Below are 17,112 nucleotides of genomic sequence, written 5' to 3' on the forward strand. Positions count from 1 at the left end.
GGTGCCTCCTCGAGCTCGCTTCCCCATCATAGCAATTCGGCAACGCACCGCCAAACCCCGTTTGTCCAGCGGCCGGCGGACGCGGTACTATGGCTTGCGATGCATGTGAAGAAAGGAAGTCCCTATGGAACGGAAGAACGCATGGAAGGGTTACGAGCTCTCCGACCTCGAGGCGATCGACGAGCTCGCCGGGCGTTACATCGAGTTCATCAGCGAGAACAAGACGGAGCGCGAATGCGCTGCCGCCGCGGTGGATATCGCGCGCAAGGCGGGATACCGCAGCATCGACGAGGTGCTTGAGGCGGGGGAGCGGCTCAAGCCGGGCGCGAGGGTGTACGCCAGCCTGTACGGAAAGACCGTCATGCTCGTGCAGCTGGGGACCGACCCGCTGGAGCAGGGAGTGAACATCCTGGGGGCTCATATCGATTCGCCCCGGCTGGACGTGAAGCAGAACCCCCTGTATGAGTCGAGCGATTTCGCGCTGCTGGACACGCATTACTACGGCGGCATCAAAAAGTATCAGTGGGTGACGTTGCCCCTGGCAATCCACGGGGTGGTGGCGAAGACCGACGGCAGCGTCGTGACCGTGAACGTAGGCGAGGACCCCGCGGATCCCGTGTTCTGCGTCACCGACCTGCTGCCGCATTTGGGCGGCGAGCAGATGAAGAAGGCGGGAGACAAGGTGGTTGAGGGAGAGGCCCTCGACGTGCTGTGCGGCAGCCGTCCCTTGGCGGTGGAAAAGGGCGATGCCGAGCATGCCGCCGAAGGATCCATAGAGGAGATGGCTGCGAAGGAGCCCGTGCGCGCGGCCATCGTCTCGCTTCTGCAGGACAAATACGGCTTCGACGAGGAGGACTTCCTCTCCGCAGAGCTGGAAGTCGTCCCCGCGGGGCGCGCACGCACCTGCGGCTTCGACGGAAGCATGGTCTTAGGGTACGGCCAGGACGACCGATCCTGCGCGTACCCCAGCCTGATCGCCCAGATCGAGGCCCCCGCCGATCTGGAGCGCACGGCGGTGTGCCTGCTGGTGGACAAGGAGGAGATCGGCAGCGTGGGCGCCACGGGCATGACCAGCCTGTTCTTCGAGAACACGATGGCGGAGATCCTGGAGCTGGCTGCCCAGGGCGGCCCTCTGGCACTGCGCCGATGCCTTGCGAACTCGAACATGCTCTCCAGCGATGTGAGCGCTGGCTTCGATCCCAGCTACGCGAGCGTGTTCGAGGGCAAGAACAGCGCGTACCTGGGGCGCGGCCTGGTGTTCAACAAGTTCACCGGGGCGCGCGGGAAAAGCGGGAGCAACGATGCGAACGCGGAGTACGTCGCGAAGGTCCGCGGCGTCATGGAAGCGGGCGGGGTGGCCTACCAAACCGCCGAGCTGGGCGCCGTCGATGCCGGCGGCGGCGGGACCATCGCATACATCCTGGCGAAGTACACCATGAACGTGATCGACAGCGGCGTTCCGGTGCTTTCCATGCACGCGCCGTGGGAGGTCACCAGCAAGGCCGACCTGTACGAGGCGAAGAAGGGGTATGCCGCTTTCATACGGCATGCGAAATAGCCCCTGCGAGCGCCGCCGCCGGCAAGATGTACGACGTGTGGGCGGCGGCTCTCCTTGCCCGATCCCCGTGGAAACCCCGCGTGCCGAAGCGTATAATGCCCCCAGCATCCCCCGGAATCAGCACGTGGAAAGGGCTCCCATGGCCAAAATCTTCGAAGAACCGTCCCGTACCTTCAACGAGTATCTGCTTGTCCCCGGGTACTCCTCGGCGGACAACCGTCCCGAGAACGTCACGCTGCGCACGCCGCTGGTGAAGTACCGCAAAGGTCAGGAAGAGCCCGCGATCAGCCTGAACATCCCCATGATCTCCGCCATCATGCAGGCCGTCTCCGATGACGGCATGGCGGTGGCGCTGGCGACCGAAGGCGGCATGAGCTTCATCTACGGAAGTCAGTCCATCGAGGATGAGGCGGCCATGGTCGCGCGCGTGAAAGCCTATAAGGCGGGCTTCGTCACCAGTGATGCGAACCTCACCCCCGACGACACCCTGGCTGACGTGGTGGCGCTGAAGGAGAAGCTGGGCCATTCCACCATGCCCGTCACCAGCGACGGCACGGGCCACGGCAAGCTGCTGGGCATCGTGACGGGCCGCGATTACCGCCTGTCCCGTATGAGCATGGATGAGAAGGTGTCCTCGTTCATGACCCCGCGTGAAAAGCTGATCACCGCTCCGGCGGATGTCACGCTGAAGAAGGCGAACGACATCATCTGGGATCACAAGCTCAACGCGCTTCCCGTGGTGGATGGCGATGACAACCTGCTGTATGTGGTGTTCCGCAAGGACTACGACTCGCATAAGTCGAACCCCAACGAGATGCTCGACGCGCATAAGCGCTACATGGTGGGCGCCGGCATCAACACGCGCGACTACGAGCAGCGCGTTCCCGCGCTGGTGGATGCCGGTGCCGACTGCGTGTGCATCGACAGTTCCGAAGGCTTTTCCGAGTGGCAATACCGCACCATCAAATGGGTCCGCGATACCTACGGCGACAGCGTGAAGATCGGCGCGGGCAACGTGGTCGACGAGGACGGGTTCCGCTTCCTGGCGGACGCGGGCACCGACTTCATCAAGATTGGCATCGGCGGCGGCAGCATCTGCATCACGCGTGAGCAGAAGGGCATCGGCCGCGGCCAGGCGACGGCGACCATCGAGGTCGCCAAGGCACGCGACAAGTACTTCCAGGAGACGGGTGTCTACATCCCCATCTGCTCCGACGGCGGCATCGTGTACGACACGCACATCACGCTGGCGCTGGCCATGGGCGCGGACTTCGTGATGCTGGGCCGCTACTTCGCCCGCTTCGACGAGGCCCCCAACAACCGCGTGATGGTCAACGGCAGCTACATGAAGGAGTACTGGGGCGAGGGCAGCGCCCGTGCCCGCAACTGGCAGCGCTACGACCTGGGCGGCAGCAAGAAGGGCATGAGCTTCGAGGAGGGCGTGGACAGCTACGTGCCCTACGCCGGCAGTTTGAAGGACAATGTGGACCTCACGCTTTCCAAGGTGCGCAGCACGATGTGCAACTGCGGTGCACTTTCCATCCCCGAGTTCCAGGAGAAGGCGAAGCTGACCGTGGTGTCCGCCACCAGCATCGTCGAAGGCGGCGCGCACGACGTCCTGCAGAAGGACCGTGCAGCCCACGCCACTCCGGCGAACTAATCGCGATTCAGCTGCTCGCCGCTCCCTTGATCAAGGGGCGGCGGATGCGAATATACGAAAAGGCCCTTCGGGGCCTTTCTTCGTGCTCGGGATGGATGGGCAACCTGTCCATGTGGATATCCATCTACATAGTGAAGAGTGCTCCCTATTCGAGGATTTAGCCTTGCTGACTTCTCAAGCCGGCTTCACTGCAAGAGGCGAATAAATTACCACCGCTCACCTTTTATCGTGCGCACGTAAACCCTTCATGAAATATGATGTCTGAAGATATCCGGATATATTTTCAGCTGAACACACAATAATAACATAGCAATGGAGGGATAATATGAGCCAGTACAAGCAAGTATGCCCCGTTGTTTTTGGTTTCGGCGCTTCGAAAGAAGCGGGCACCCGGATGAAGGCATTCGGAGCAAAGAATATTCTGCTTATTTCAGATGAATTCATCGTCAAGCAGCCGTTTTACAGTGAAATTAAAAAGAGCCTGACCGATGCTGGACTCAAGGCCTTCGAATACGGCAAGTGCCTTGCCGATCCGCCTGAGGCCACTTGCGATGAAGCTGCCGTTTTCGCGCAGCGCAATGCCGTCGATGGCATCGTGGCCGTTGGCGGTGGCAGCGTTATCGACACCGCGAAGGCAGTCAGCATGGTGATTGCAACCGGCAAGAAGGTTGCCGACCTCTACAATGTCAATGAAACCAGCGACGTGCCCCTGATTGCGATTCCCACGAATTCGGGAACCGGCAGCGAAGCCACCTCGTTCTCCGTCGTCACCAGCGCAGAGGGACGCAAATGCGTCATTTTCCTTGCCCCGAACCTCGCAATCGTCGATCCGGAGCTAACGTTCTCCGCTCCGTCCAACGTCACCTGCTCCTCCGGCCTTGATGCTTTCTCCCATGCGGCTGAGGCCATAACCAGCTCGGTTACGGTACCCGGTATGTGGGGTCCTAACCCGCGTTCCGATGTCCTCGGCCAGGATGCCATCAGGCGGATTGTCAAATACCTTCCCGCTGCCGTGGCGGACGGCTCGAACAGGGAGGCGCGTGAACAGATCAGCCTCGCTTCCAACTTCGCAGGCATCGCCTTTGAGGATACCATGTGCCAACTCGGTCATTCGATCGCGCACAGCGCCGGCTCGGCGTTCCATATCACCCATGGCCTATGTTGCGGTCTTGCAATGCCTGTCGTCCTCAAATTCACGGCGACAAGGCAGCCCGAGAAGACGAAAATGGTCGCAGACGCCATGGGCATCGAAACCGACGGGGTACAGTCGGGAGAGGAGCTGGCCGCGATCATCTCCGAGGGGATGATCGCCTTCCTCCGCGAGGTCAATGCAAAATCCTATAAGGAGATGGGATATACTCGCGAGCAGATTGTTGGACTCGCGGATATGGTCATGACGGATGCGTGCTGGCCATTTGTCGAACAGCCCTTGGAGAAACCCGAAGTCGAGCAGATTCTCGGCGATATGTATGACTGCTATCAATAGTTAGCTTGAGGGCAAGATCCGCTGATTCCCCCAACGTAAGCACTGCGGGCGGCTGATGTCGGTTCCGGTGGGCGCGTCGGGGAGGGCCCGGGGATGGTGCACCGCGATCTGATGACCTGCGCGTACGCCATCTCGGGCTGTTCAATCAGCTTTGCCTCGTCGAACTCGCCGAAGTAGTCGGCATTGCACAACCTGTTCAACGAGTTGCGAAACGCCCGAACGGCGCACATTGCGCCCTCTTCGGGCGTTTTAGCTTTTCTCGACTGCGGTGGGGGTTCCGCGCATTCCGAAAAGGAGTCATTTCCCTGTTCGTTGCCAAGGCAAATGCGCTCCGAGTACTTGCACCATCTGGTTGGTGATGGCCTCGCTTCTTCCACCGCATAAAAAAGACAGGTACTGTTCTCGGCTTGGCAGGGAGGTGGCGCTGGGAGCCAGTTACGCAAAACTATCCATATTCGTTCCCTTGATCTTTACTTGTTTGTATAACTTGTTTAGCTAGTCGAATAGTAGACAAGTGATGGGAATTTTTAAACAAGCTTGTCCGATGGTAGAACGCTTAGGGACAGCATCCCGTGTCAAAAGATGAAAAGCTCACCTGGGAGGTTGAGGTTTTTGGGGTCAGGCGACGATTCCTCCGCCCAGGCAGATGGCTCCGTCGTAGACGACCGCCGATTGGCCGGGAGCTACCCGCTCATGGTCTTCGGCGAAGGTAAGCGTGGCAGCTCCTCCTTCCGCATGCAGTTCCGCCCGGCACAGTGCGCCCGTATGGCGGGTGCGAACCTCGTACGCGCCTGCCATCGGGGGCTTTCCGGAAACCCACGAGCATCGCTCCAGGCGGAGCTCGCGGGTTCCGCGCTTAAGAACGGCTGGATCGTCGCTCACGTACACCTCGTTGCGGTCCATGTCCTTTCCCACCACGAAGTGCGGTTTCCCGCCTCCGATGCTCAGGCCCTTGCGTTGTCCGATGGTGAAGAAGATAGCGCCGTCGTGATAGCCCAGCACATCGCCGCTGACGGCGTCTTTGATTTCGCCGGGCTGCAGATCCACGTACATGCGCAGGAACTCGCGGATTCCCGCTTCGCCGACGAAGCATATTCCCTGGCTATCCGGCTTATCCGCACTGGGTAGGTTGCGGGCTTCTGCCATAGTTCGCACCTGGGACTTGGTGAGGCCCCCCAAGGGGAATAGCGTGCGGTCGACGGCACGCTGGGTCATGCGGTAGAGGAAGTACGTCTGGTCCTTATGGGCATCAGCTGCTCGAAGCAGGTGACGGTGGCGATGCAGGGCGCCGTTCGAACCGCGTGGCTCGGGTTCGGTGCTCCCCTCGATCAATTGGATGGCGCGCAGGGCGTCCTCCTCCCCGCCTGCAACGAGAGCATTCAAGAGGCTCTTGTCCGCGGTGCTGTTCCATTCCGTTGCCGCATAATGGCCCGTCGCGATGAAGTCGAAGCCCTTCGCTTCGGCTGTATCCAGGAACATTCCGAACTTCACGTCTTGGTTGCACATGATGTCGGGGTTGGGCGTGCGGCCCGCGCGGTACTCGGCAACCATGTAATCCACGACGTCGCGTTTGTAGGCGTCTTGGAAATCGTACACTCTGAAATCGATGTCCAGCCGCACTGCCGTGCGCTTCGCGTAGGCGAGGTCATCCGCCCATGCGCAATGCGATCCGGGAATGTCGACCGTCCAGTTTTTCATGTAGGCGCCTACGACATCGTAACCGGATTCCTTGAGCAGGGCGGCGGCGACGGACGAATCGACCCCGCCGCTCATCCCAACGAGCACCCGTTCGCTCATCGGGCTCCTCCTCCCGCATCGGAGGAGCTGCGGGTCATGCCGATGCGATCGTATTCGCTTCGGATCGCCGCGATGATCAGCTCCGCCGCCCGTGCGGTGTTCTCCTCCGTGGAAAGGCGGCCCAAGGTCAGCCGCAGGCTGCCGTCGGCCAGCTCGGGGGGCATCCCGATGGCTTCGAGCACGTGGCTGCGCGCGCTCTTGTTCGCCGCGCATGCCGCCCCCGTGCCCACGAGCACGCCGACGTCCTCCAGCTTGAAGACGATGCGCTCCGCATCGATATGCGGGAAGCTGATGTGCAGATGCCCGGGCAGGCGATGCTTCTTATGTCCTGAGACCACTGCGTCTGGGAAGGCGCGCAGCAGTGTATTCTGCAGGCCGTCGCGTAGGTTCGCAAGCCGTATCGCCTCCTCCTTGCGGCCTTCGACCGCCAGGGAAAGCGCGCGAGCGAAGCCGACGGCACCCGCAACGTTTTCCGTGCCGCTGCGCAGTCCGCGCTCCTGCCCTCCGCCGACCACGGTTGGGCGCAGGGGGACGTCGGGCGCCGCCCACAGCAGCCCCATCTGCTTGGGCCCGTAGATTTTGCCTGCGTTGCACGTCAGCATGTCCACGCCGAGGCTGCTCGTGTTGATATCGATCTGCCCCGCGCCTTGGCTGGCATCGCAATGCAGGAACAGCGGGGCGGTGTTGCCGGATTGCAAGCGGCGAAGGCGCTCCGCACGGACCACGGCCGCGATCGCACGAACCGGTTGCACGGTCCCGATCTCGTTATTGGCGACGCCTACGCTCACCAATCGGGTGTCGGGGCGGATGGCCTTGGCGATATCGTCGGGATTCACGCGCCCCCGCGCGTCCACGCCGACAAGGGTGCAAGGGTGCTTCGCGGCGGATTCCCTCACGCTCGCATGCTCGATGACGGGGATGACCGCATGCCCTTCGATGCTCCCGAATGCCAGGTTGATCGACTCGGTCGCGCCCGCGGTGATGATCACTTCCGCGGGCTTTCCCCCGATGGCGTGCGCCAAATCCGCACGCGCTTGCTCGTAGGCCTGGCGCACGCGCACGGCGGGTGCGTAGGGGCTGCTGGGGTTGAAGAAGAGATCGCTCCCATAAGGCTCCATCGCCTTGCGCACACGTGCGTCAAGGGGCGTTGCCGCCGCATGATCGAGATAAATGAAGTCCATGGCCCCTGTTCCGCCGCTGTCGATTTTTTCGGAACTATAGCACGTCCGCACCGCTCGCCGACTTCTTATGGTGTTGCCGCCATAAAGGGCGGATGCGCTATAATATAATGTATTACGTACAACATATAAGGAGGTGGCATATGGCAAGTGCGATGGTCACGGCCCGCATGTCGGAGGAAAAGAAAGAAGAAGGCAACCGCATCCTCGAATCGTTGGGGACGAACGCCTCCCGGGTGGTGAACGAGCTCTACGACTATATCATCAGGGAGCGGAAGCTTCCCTTCGCGCCCGAGGAGGTGAAGCCGCGCACCTACACGAAGGAAGAGATTCAAGAGGCCATGGATTGGCTGGAGGAAGTGCGCATTGCCGCGGATGAGCTTTCCATAGATAGAGATAAAACTTACGACGAACTGCGTCAGGAGGCCCTCATAGCTAGAGGGTTGGCAACGGCGAGTGATTTCAAATGAGTGAGAAGAATAATGCTGCAGAACGATTGAAGTTCGTTATCGATTCGAACATAGCGCTCGATTTTCTTGCGGACAGGGATTTCTCTCGACCTAGCTGGAGAAAACTTTTTTTAATGGGGCGGATTGGCGAAGTCGAGCTCATTATGAGCACATCTCAAGTTACTGATGTAGCGTATATCCTCACCAAAGGAGGAAGACCTTCTCTTGCGTCCAAGGCGAAGGCTCAGATATCCCGGCTGAACTCTTGTTCCCGCTTCGTTCCTCTGTATGAAAACGAAGTCATTGCGGCAATTGAATCTCCTTGGGAAGATATTGAAGACTCCTGCGTCCACGAAGTTGCCAAGCGGGTGCAAGCCGAAGCGATCATCACGCGAGATAAAAGGGATTTTGCCCGGTCGTCCATCAAGGTGTTCGATGCGGACGAACTGTTCGATTACCTCGCGCGCGAAAAAGGGCTGACATACGATTTCGTCCCCTTCTGACGGATCGCCGGCAGGTTGGCAGACTGGGTGTTTCCGGCTTCCCCCTCATAGGCGGGCAGCGCGATGTTCGGCTGTTGGTTGCGGGGCAGGCTCGATGCTCGCGCCGAAGGGTGAATCGCTGCCGAGGCTGCCTCGTCCCCGCTCGGCTGCACGATGCGGGAGCATGCGGGAAACCCCGTATCAATCTGCCCTTTCACCCGCTCGGCTGCGGGGGCGCAGGGTAGGCGGGCAGCGCAGTGCGGAACGTGGACGTATTGTAGACGGAATCGAGGGGGTCTTTGGTGCCTGCGGGGTTCGCGGCGACTTCGGCTTCACTTGCGTATAATGGAGCAACGTCAATACAACCCCGCGTCCCGAGAGGGAAAGCTATGTGCATGCATGAATACGATCCGCAGGAGATAGAGCCGCGTCTGCAGCAGCAGTGGGCCGCCGCGGGTCTGGATAACGTCGAAGAGAATTCGGATAAGCCGAAGAAGTACGTGCTGGAGATGTTCCCGTACCCCTCGGGCGATATCCACATGGGGCATGTGCGCAATTACACCATCGGCGACGTGATGGCTCGCTACAACCGCATGCGCGGATTCGACGTGCTGCACCCCATGGGATGGGACGCCTTCGGCCTGCCCGCCGAAAATGCCGCCATCAAGCACAACACGCACCCCGCCGTTTGGACGTACAAGAACATCGAAACCCAGAAGGCGAGCTTCAAGCGCATGGGCTTCAGCTACGACTGGGACCGCACAGTCGTCGCGTGCGATCCCGAGTATTACCGCTGGGGCCAGTGGATCTTCGAGCAGTTCTGGAAGCGCGGCCTGGTGGAGCGCCGCAATTCGCCGGTGAACTGGTGCCCGAGCTGCAAGACGGTGCTAGCCAACGAGCAGGTGATCGAGGGTCGCTGCTGGCGGTGCGGAAGCGAGGTCGAGAAGCGCGACCTGACCCAGTGGTACCTGAAGATCACCGATTACGCGCAGGAGCTGCTCGACGATTTGGATCAGCTCAAGGGCTGGCCCGACCGCGTGAAGCAGCAGCAGGCGAATTGGATCGGCCGCAGCGAGGGCGCCGAGGTGGAGTTCGCGCTCTGCGATAGGGACGGTGCCGAAACCGACGAGATGATAACGGTGTTCACCACGCGTGCCGACACGCTGTTCGGCTGCAGCTTCTTCGTGGTTGCCCCCGAATATCCCGACCTTCCCGCCTGGGTGGAGGGCATGCCCAACGAGCGGGCGGTGCTCGATCTGATCGAGGCATCGGAGAAGGTCAGCGCGGTCGAGCGCGCGCAGGGCGACCGTGAGAAGCACGGCGTCTTCACCGGGCGGTACGTGGTGAACCCCGTCAACGGCGAGAAGGTGCCCGTCTGGGTGGCCGACTACGTCGTAGCGGATTACGGCACGGGCGCGGTCATGGCGGTTCCCTGCGGCGATCAACGCGATTTCGAGTTCGCCCGCAAATACCGCCTGCCCATCATCCCCATCATACTGAAGGACGACGACCCCCTGTATCCCCAGCTGAAAGAGGAGAAGGGCCGCGTCGTCACCGAGGTTGCGTGGGAAGGCGCCATGGAGGCCGAGGGCACGCTGGTGCAAAGCGGCCCCTATACCGGCATGCGCGGCGGGAAGCATAGCGAGGGCGAAGAGGCGATCGTGAAGTTCCTCGAGAAGCGGGGCCGGGGCAGGCGCAAGGTGGAGTTCCGCTTGCGCGACTGGCTCATCTCCCGCCAGCGCTACTGGGGCAACCCCATTCCGGCAATCCATTGTCCGGCATGCGGCGTGGTCCCCGTTCCCGAAGAGGATTTGCCCGTCCTGCTGCCTGAGGACATCGATCTCGCAGCGGGCGAGACGTTGGCGACGCATAAGAGTTTCGCCGATTGCACTTGCCCGGTTTGCGGAGGACCCGCCAAGCGCGAGACCGACACCATGGACACGTTCACGTGCAGTAGCTGGTATTACATGCGCTACACTGACCCGAAGAACGCCAAGGCTCCCTTCGACCCGGGCAAGGCGAACCGTTGGATGCCGGTCGACCAGTACATCGGCGGTATCGAGCACGCCATCCTCCACCTCCTGTACAGCCGCTTCTACACGAAGGTGCTGCGCGATGCGGGGATGCTCGATTTCGACGAGCCGTTCACCAACCTGCTCTGCCAGGGCATGGTCCTTGACGAGCACGGCGACGTGATGAGCAAGAGCAAGGGGAACGTCATCGCCCCCGAAACCATGATCGAGCGTTACGGTGCCGATGCCGTGCGCACGTACATCCTGTTCATGGCCCCGCCCGAAAAGGAACTGCAGTGGAACGAGGACGGCCTCGCCGGCGTTTCGCGTTTCCTCATCCGCGTGTGGCGGCAGGTGCACGACCTGGTGGGCAAGGCAGGCGACCAGACGCTGTTCGACCCCGAGGCGCGCAAGGGCAAGAAGGCCGTGAAGGCCGCCGACGCCGCTAAGGCGCTGCTGCGCGAACGCCATCGCGTCGTGGGCAAGGCAACGGACGATATCGAACGCACCAATTTCAACACGGCGATAGCCGCGATCATGGAGCTTTCCAACGCAGCGGGCGCATTCCTGCGGGTTGCGAGCGCCGAAGATCGCGCGGCGAACGACGATTGGAAGGCGCTTTCCGCCGATGTGGCGAGCGTGTTGGTGCGCCTGCTCGCGCCGAGTGCGCCGCATTGGGCGGATGAGCTGTGGCGCACGGTGCTGGGCAACGGCGAATCGGTCCACCGCGCCGCCTGGCCGGACTTCGACCCCGAAGCTGCCAAGGCGGATGAGGTCGAGCTCGCCGTCCAGGTGAACGGCAAGGTCCGCGCTCGCATCACCGTAGCGGCGGATATGGCGGAGGATGAGGTTCGCGCAATGGCTCTGGCTGCTGTCGAGCAGCATACCGCTGGGAAGGCCATCGCCAAGGCGATCGTGATTCCCGGCCGCCTGGTGAACGTGGTTGCAAAATAGCGTTCCCGTCTGACAGGTGATGGGGTTTATGCAGCAGCTCCTCGCAACCGAGGGGCCTGCGTGGCCAATGCGAGATTCCCCTCGATGCCTACCAGGTGGTCACATCGCCCGATTGGTCGAGCGAAACCGGCTCGCTCAAGATGGTGGCGTTCTCGTTGGTGATGACCTTGCCCATGTCGCTCGCACGCGCAAAGACCTCCCGCATGCTGAACTGGGCCTGCTTTGTGTACTCATGTCGGTCGGCAGCGATCCCGATGCACGTGATCCCGAAGCGGTCCGCATCGTAAAGCGCACGATACAGATGGTAGGTCTGCGTGACGATCGCCATGCGGTTCACCTGGAAGACATGGAATGCGCGGTACATGCTGTCGTAGGTGTTGAGTCCGGCGTGGTCGCAGAACACATCTTCGGAAGGAACGCCCTGCGCCACCGCGTACGCCTTCATGTTGCCGACCTCGTCGTAGGTGTTGTAATTCAGGTTGTCGCCGCTCATCACGATTTTCGGCGCGACGCCCGCGCGGTACAGTTCGACGGCGACGTCGATCCGGTCGGCGAGGATCGTCGAGGGCTGGCCGTCTGGCTGCACAGATGCGCCCAGAACCATGATGCAGTCGTACGTCTGCCCCTGCGATGCCTGCTCGGAAGCCTGCTCAAGCGTTCTGATCTTACCCGCCTGCGTGGCGATCTCATATCCGTTGGGGATGGCGATGACGAGCGCACCCGCCACGACGATGACCATCGCGGCCTTCGCCGCGAATCGAGCTCCCTTTTTCAGTATGTCCGTTACCCGAACCATGCAAGCGATGGTAAACGCTGCATGCTTCTTCGGGCGAAACTGCACAAACTGCTCGCTAGATTGCAGGGAATATCGAGGCGCCCCCTATCGTGCTAGCAAGATATCGGTCCGATGGGTGCAGTGCCCGACATCCATAAGGGAATCGGTGTATCCTCTTTATGTCCATCGGAGCGGATGCCGTGCGGAAGGAGACGTGGGAAGATGCAGATCCTCGGAAAGGTGGTTCTGGGCGTCCTGTCCGTCGGCCTCGCCATCTGGGGGATTCTGCTCGTTTCCGGTAGAGGGTACAGGACCATCGCGGGAAATCGGAAATCAACCGACGAGCAGGTCGAGGCTCAGAAACGGGACGGGCTGGGCCGTGCGATCGGCGGCATCCTGATCGCGGCAGCCGTTTTCTGCGCGGCGGAAGCCGTCGCGATGTGCCTCTGATCGCATCGATCTCGAAACGAGCGGGGAAGCCGTCTCTGCTACAATTACATAGTTCTATCCGAATAGGAGGATAATAGTTCCTCCAGAAGAAGTGCCGCAACGATCGACTGGGCACGCCATCCGCTGCATCATTTCCGCCGAGCATCATATTTTCCATGCGCTCGGAGAGCCTGAATGAGATTCTTGAGGATGGTAAGGCGTCCCTATGGGGAATCGTGTCCGACCAATCTCGATGTGCAAGAGAGGCGCAAGAAAAGGAGAATCATGATGAAGAAACTATGCTGCCTCATGAGTTTCGCGCTGGCGCTCAGCGTATGTATGCCCGGGGGTCTCAGCGCATTCGCCGCGGATGATGTGGCGGCGACGGCTCCGGAGGCCCCCGCCGCAACCGTCGGGCAAGGCGGCGAAGGCGCCGCTACCGACCAAGCCGCCGAGAAGGCTGCCGCCACCCCGGAGGACGAGGCACCTGAGGTCGGCATTTCGGTATCGGCGGGAGAACGGGCGGTTCCCGCCGACGACGGGAAGGCGAAAGCGGCCGACGAGTCCGGCGCAAATGCCACCAGGGCCGGTCCGGATGTTGATTCGAAGGCCGGACCGGGCGAAGCGGCTGAGGCAAGCGATGCCGGGGAGGTTGACGCGGACAATGTAACGGCTGCGCCCGATACCGCAAAAGCTCCGGCCGCCCCTCTTCTGAGGGGTCCCAAGGCTCCCGCTACCCCGAAGGCGGTCGACACGACCGTCTCAGACCTGCGGATCCAGCGCACTGACGGCAGCACCCCCACGAGCTTCTACTCCTATGAGACGTTCTATCTGAAGATGAAATGGGATGCGAGCCAGAACGGCGCCAACCTGCACGAGGGGGACTACTTCGACATCACGCTCCCCGACAGCATGAGGTTCCCGTCCGACACGACGGCGCGCGACTTCAACCTGTACGTTCCCGGCAGCACCACGGTGATCGCCACGGCGCACGTAGACCCGGGCCCCGGCGATAACGGCGGCAAGGTACGAGTCACCTTCACGGACTGGGTCGAGGGCAAGGAGAAGGTCAACGGGTCGATCGACCTGCTCTCCAAGTTTAACCGGGAAAAGATAAAGGAAGGCGAGGGCAACACCTTCAACGTGACGGTCAGCGGGAAGGTCATCCCGGTCACCGTCAAGATTGACGGGGCCCCGAACCTTGACGACGACGAGGTGCTCGCCAAGTGGGGTGCCAAGGTAGACGGACAAGACGGCCAGGCCCAGTGGTGGGCTCGCCTCAACTACGCTAAGGCGACCCTCACCAACGTGACGGTATCCGACCAGCTCACGGGTGGTGACGGCAGCGAGAAGTACATCGAGGGCAGCTTCAAGCTCTATAAAGTCAAGCTTGACCCCAAGGGCCATTCCATAGGCGACCCCGAACTGGTTAGCCTCGACGGCAAGCTCACCATCGCTTCCGACGGTCAGTCCTTCACCATCAACCTGGGCGATGTGAATGGTCAGCAATACAGACTGAGATACAGGACTACCTACACGCCCGGCACGACGCTGAACAACACTATGTTGCTCAACTCCATCGAGAAGAGTATTGACAAGCTGGCAATCTATCACTCTGCCGAATCCGGCGGCTCGGGCAGCGGTGACCTCGCAAACAAGATCAAGCTCATCAAAGTCGATGCGGACGACACCTCCGTCGCACTCGCGGGGGCGGTCTTCACGGTGACCGCGCCCGACGGCTCCACGTTTACGCTCACGACCGGTGCGGACGGCACGGTGACCTCCGGCGCTTTAACTTCCGGCACTTACAAGGTGAAGGAGAAGATGCCCCCTAAGGGTTACCTATCTAACGACGAGGAGTTCACCCTCGACGTCAACGTGTCAGGCGGCGCCGTCAAGACCGTGGCCGACGAGCGGGAGAAGATCGATATCCCCGTCACCAAGAAATGGATCGGCCCTAAGGGCTCTGCCGTCACCGTGAAGCTGATGGCGAACGGAGCCGACACTGACAAGGACGTCACGCTGAACGCGGACAACAACTGGACATCGTCGTTCGAAGGCATGCCCAAGTACACCACAGCCGGAGACGAGATCAGCTACACGGTGACGGAAGCCGAGGTATCCGGAGTCGATGTCGGCAAATACAAGATCGCAATCTCGGGTGATGCGGCGAGCGGCTTCACCATCACGAACACCGACAAGGAGACCGTGAACATCTCAGGTTCCAAGGTGTGGAATGACGACGGCGACCGGGATGGCATGCGTCCCGAGTCCATCACGGTGCGTCTGCACGCCGACGGGGCGGAGAAGGCCATAAGGACCGTGACGGCCGCCGACGGCTGGGAGTGGTCCTTTGACGGCCTCGTCAAGTACGATTCCACCGACGGCCACGAGATCTCCTACACCGTCGAGGAGGCTGACGTCCCGGCCGGCTACGAGTCCAAGGTGACGGGCGACGCCCAGAAGGGGTTCACCATCGAGAACTCCCACCAGCCTACCGAAGGGCAGCCGCCCGCAAAGACGGGAAAGCCGACGGGCTCGAGGATGCCGCGAACCGGCGATGACGCTAACCTCGCTGGCCTCGCCGTCACGGGAGCCGCCGCGCTCGGCGTCGCGATCGCCGCGAGGAGGAGGCGCAGCTAGCGCACCGACGGTCCCATAAGCCAAACCGGCTTCGCCACAAGGCCGGACGACGCCCCTCGCGGGCCCGCCGTCCGGCCCGATGCTGTGTCGTGGTGAGATTCGATTGCTCTGCATCGCTCCATCATGCGAAAGTGCTACGATGCTCACGTACTCGAGATACCTGTGGGAAGGACCTGCAATGTACAATGCCGAAATGCGCGCTTTGGGCGATGCGCCCTCTCCCATCCGCAAGCTGTTCGCGTACGGTGCGCAGCGCAAGAAGGAGATCGGTGCTGAAAACGTGTTCGATTTCAGCATCGGAAATCCCAGCGTTCCCGCTCCAGCATCGGTAGGGAGGACGATCGTCGAGCTGGGCCAGAGCGATCCGGTGAAAGTGCATGCGTATACGCAGAGCGCCGGCGACCCCGAAGTCAACCAGACGATCGCCGAGGCGTTCAACCGGCGGTTCGGCACCGATTACACGGGGAAGAACATCTACCTGACGGCAGGCGCCTCCGGCGCCGTCTCCGTGACGCTCAAAGCCCTGATCGAGCCAGAGGACGAGGTCATCGCCATCACGCCGTACTTCCCGGAATACCGCATCTGGACGCATGTGCACGGCGCGAAGCTCGTGGAGGTGCCGGCGCGCGCAGACAATTTCGAAATCGACCTTGCCGCTATGGAGGCGGCGATCACTCCGCATACGAAGGTCGTGATCATCAACAGCCCCAACAACCCGGTTGGCGTGGTTTACAGCCGGAAAAACCTCGAGGGTCTCGCCTCCCTGCTGGCACGCAAGAGCAATGGGTTCGGCAGCCCGATTTTCATCCTTTCCGACGAGCCGTATCGCGAGTTGGTGTACGGCGGGCGCGAGGTCCCGTGGGTGCCCAGCCTATACGACAACACCATCGTCTGCTACTCGTGGAGCAAATGCCTGAGCCTGCCGGGCGAGCGCATGGGGTTCGCGCTGGTTCCGCCCCAAGCAACCGAAAGCGCCGCCCTGTTCAATGCGGTGTGCGGTGCGGGCCGTGCGTTGGGGTACATCTGCGCGCCCAGCTTATTCCAGAAGGTCATCGCGGCATGCGTGGACGAGCCGGCGGATATCGAATCGTATGAGACGAACCGCGAGCTCCTCTGCGGGATCCTCGACGAGTTCGGCTACGATTACATCGAGCCGCAAGGTGCATTCTACCTGTGGGTGAAGGCGCTCGAGCCCGATGCGGAGTCGTTCAGCGAGCAGGCGAAGAAGCACGAGCTGCTGCTCGTGCCCAGCAACGCCTTCGGCGTCGAAGGTTGGGTTCGCCTCGGGTATTGCATCGATGAGCAAACGATCCGCAACAGCCGCGACGCATTCGGCGCCTTGAAGCGCGATTACGAATAAGAACCCTTTGGCTGCGCGGGTTGAAAAGCGAACATATGTTAGTATATCGATGCTAGCGTAGTTCGCACCCGGGCGGAGCTTCCGTAAAGGAGGCGATGCCTATGAGCCTTGTTCGTGAGATCCCGTCCGGTCTTGGGTCGGCATCAAGTGTGATGGCGCCGATTCTTGCCATGTTGGGGGAAAATAAGCGCAAGCGGATGTATCGAGAGCGTGAACGCGAATAGGCCAGTTGCAGCTGGCCTATTCAAAATAGCTCGTTTCGCCTGCGCCTAAGGTAGCCATTCGCGGGTTTCGCTGGCGCTTGTGATATAGCATGGTTTGAGGAGCAG

13 protein-coding genes are annotated in these 17,112 nt (G+C 61.3%); 10 read left to right on the forward strand and 3 right to left on the reverse strand.

The window, feature by feature from the left end:
• Positions 1 to 124: 124 nt before the first annotated feature.
• The 3 genes from NOV21_RS05020 (at position 125) to NOV21_RS05030 (ending at position 4,704) form a co-directional block, all read left to right on the forward strand.
• A complete protein-coding gene (locus tag NOV21_RS05020) occupies positions 125 to 1,558 on the forward strand; it encodes an aminopeptidase (protein ID WP_283170105.1) in 1,434 nt (477 codons plus the stop codon).
• A 139-nt stretch (positions 1,559 to 1,697) separates the two neighbouring features.
• Complete coding sequence (locus NOV21_RS05025; protein WP_283170106.1) at positions 1,698 to 3,218, forward strand: IMP dehydrogenase; 1,521 nt, start codon at positions 1,698 to 1,700, stop codon at positions 3,216 to 3,218.
• 325 nt (positions 3,219 to 3,543) lie between these two features.
• Positions 3,544 to 4,704 carry an iron-containing alcohol dehydrogenase gene (locus tag NOV21_RS05030; protein ID WP_283170107.1) on the forward strand — a complete coding sequence of 387 codons (1,161 nt, stop codon included), beginning with the start codon at positions 3,544 to 3,546 and terminating at the stop codon, positions 4,702 to 4,704.
• A 618-nt stretch (positions 4,705 to 5,322) separates the two neighbouring features.
• On the opposite strand, the gene NOV21_RS05035 is transcribed toward NOV21_RS05030, so the two are convergent.
• Both NOV21_RS05035 and NOV21_RS05040 read right to left on the reverse strand, forming a co-directional pair.
• The gene (locus NOV21_RS05035; RefSeq protein WP_283170108.1) at positions 5,323 to 6,501 is read right to left on the reverse strand and encodes an MnmA/TRMU family protein; all 1,179 of its coding nucleotides are present in this window, start codon (positions 6,499 to 6,501) and stop codon (positions 5,323 to 5,325) included.
• Entirely contained in the window at positions 6,498 to 7,682 is a 1,185-nt protein-coding gene (locus tag NOV21_RS05040) for a cysteine desulfurase family protein (RefSeq protein ID WP_283170109.1), read from the reverse strand. Before NOV21_RS05040 ends, NOV21_RS05035 begins: the two co-directional genes overlap by 4 nt.
• A gap of 140 nt (positions 7,683 to 7,822) precedes the next feature.
• On the opposite strand from NOV21_RS05040, the gene NOV21_RS05045 reads away from it, so the two are divergent.
• The 3 genes from NOV21_RS05045 (at position 7,823) to leuS (ending at position 11,576) form a co-directional block, all read left to right on the forward strand.
• Entirely contained in the window at positions 7,823 to 8,149 is a 327-nt protein-coding gene (locus NOV21_RS05045) for a type II toxin-antitoxin system RelB/DinJ family antitoxin (RefSeq protein WP_283170110.1), read from the forward strand.
• The gene (locus NOV21_RS05050) at positions 8,146 to 8,631 is read left to right on the forward strand and encodes a PIN domain-containing protein (protein ID WP_283170111.1); all 486 of its coding nucleotides are present in this window, start codon (positions 8,146 to 8,148) and stop codon (positions 8,629 to 8,631) included. The genes NOV21_RS05045 and NOV21_RS05050 overlap by 4 nt, the downstream gene beginning before the upstream one ends.
• Positions 8,632 to 9,005: 374 nt before the next feature.
• Entirely contained in the window at positions 9,006 to 11,576 is a 2,571-nt protein-coding gene (gene leuS / locus NOV21_RS05055) for a leucine--tRNA ligase (protein WP_283170251.1), read from the forward strand.
• A gap of 88 nt (positions 11,577 to 11,664) precedes the next feature.
• Here leuS and NOV21_RS05060 read toward each other — a convergent pair whose 3' ends face one another.
• Positions 11,665 to 12,372, reverse strand: coding sequence for a SanA/YdcF family protein (locus tag NOV21_RS05060; RefSeq protein ID WP_283170112.1), 708 nt, complete (start codon positions 12,370 to 12,372; stop codon positions 11,665 to 11,667).
• Positions 12,373 to 12,573: 201 nt separating this feature from the next.
• On the opposite strand from NOV21_RS05060, the gene NOV21_RS05065 reads away from it, so the two are divergent.
• From NOV21_RS05065 to NOV21_RS05080, 4 genes are all read left to right on the forward strand, one after another.
• Positions 12,574 to 12,801 (forward strand): hypothetical protein, encoded by a 228-nt coding sequence (locus NOV21_RS05065; RefSeq protein WP_283170113.1) that lies wholly within the window; start codon positions 12,574 to 12,576, stop codon positions 12,799 to 12,801.
• Between the two features lie 264 nt (positions 12,802 to 13,065).
• Entirely contained in the window at positions 13,066 to 15,423 is a 2,358-nt protein-coding gene (locus tag NOV21_RS05070; protein ID WP_283170114.1) for a Cna B-type domain-containing protein, read from the forward strand.
• Positions 15,424 to 15,601: 178 nt separating this feature from the next.
• The gene (locus tag NOV21_RS05075; protein WP_283170115.1) at positions 15,602 to 16,783 is read left to right on the forward strand and encodes a pyridoxal phosphate-dependent aminotransferase; all 1,182 of its coding nucleotides are present in this window, start codon (positions 15,602 to 15,604) and stop codon (positions 16,781 to 16,783) included.
• Between the two features lie 101 nt (positions 16,784 to 16,884).
• Positions 16,885 to 17,007: a hypothetical protein gene (locus NOV21_RS05080; RefSeq protein ID WP_283170116.1), complete on the forward strand. Its 123-nt coding sequence runs from the start codon at positions 16,885 to 16,887 to the stop codon at positions 17,005 to 17,007.
• Positions 17,008 to 17,112 lie beyond the last annotated feature (105 nt).

It is taken from the genome of Curtanaerobium respiraculi, assembly GCF_024609215.1.
Classification (GTDB): domain Bacteria; phylum Actinomycetota; class Coriobacteriia; order Coriobacteriales; family Eggerthellaceae; genus Curtanaerobium; species Curtanaerobium respiraculi.

Excerpts from the sequence above, each read along its gene's own strand:
- NOV21_RS05040 (WP_283170109.1), bottom strand. The coding sequence starts at position 7,682 with ATGGACTTCATTTATCTCGATCATGCGGCGGCAACGCCCCTTGACGCA.
- NOV21_RS05075 (WP_283170115.1), top strand. The coding sequence starts at position 15,602 with ATGTACAATGCCGAAATGCGCGCTTTGGGCGATGCGCCCTCTCCCATC.
- NOV21_RS05020 (WP_283170105.1), top strand. The coding sequence starts at position 125 with ATGGAACGGAAGAACGCATGGAAGGGTTACGAGCTCTCCGACCTCGAG.
- NOV21_RS05050 (WP_283170111.1), top strand. The coding sequence starts at position 8,146 with ATGAGTGAGAAGAATAATGCTGCAGAACGATTGAAGTTCGTTATCGAT.
- NOV21_RS05060 (WP_283170112.1), bottom strand. The coding sequence starts at position 12,372 with ATGGTTCGGGTAACGGACATACTGAAAAAGGGAGCTCGATTCGCGGCG.
- NOV21_RS05030 (WP_283170107.1), top strand. The coding sequence starts at position 3,544 with ATGAGCCAGTACAAGCAAGTATGCCCCGTTGTTTTTGGTTTCGGCGCT.
- leuS (WP_283170251.1), top strand. The coding sequence starts at position 9,006 with ATGCATGAATACGATCCGCAGGAGATAGAGCCGCGTCTGCAGCAGCAG.
- NOV21_RS05045 (WP_283170110.1), top strand. The coding sequence starts at position 7,823 with ATGGCAAGTGCGATGGTCACGGCCCGCATGTCGGAGGAAAAGAAAGAA.
- NOV21_RS05025 (WP_283170106.1), top strand. The coding sequence starts at position 1,698 with ATGGCCAAAATCTTCGAAGAACCGTCCCGTACCTTCAACGAGTATCTG.
- NOV21_RS05035 (WP_283170108.1), bottom strand. The coding sequence starts at position 6,501 with ATGAGCGAACGGGTGCTCGTTGGGATGAGCGGCGGGGTCGATTCGTCC.
- NOV21_RS05070 (WP_283170114.1), top strand. The coding sequence starts at position 13,066 with ATGATGAAGAAACTATGCTGCCTCATGAGTTTCGCGCTGGCGCTCAGC.
- NOV21_RS05080 (WP_283170116.1), top strand. The coding sequence starts at position 16,885 with ATGAGCCTTGTTCGTGAGATCCCGTCCGGTCTTGGGTCGGCATCAAGT.
- NOV21_RS05065 (WP_283170113.1), top strand. The coding sequence starts at position 12,574 with ATGCAGATCCTCGGAAAGGTGGTTCTGGGCGTCCTGTCCGTCGGCCTC.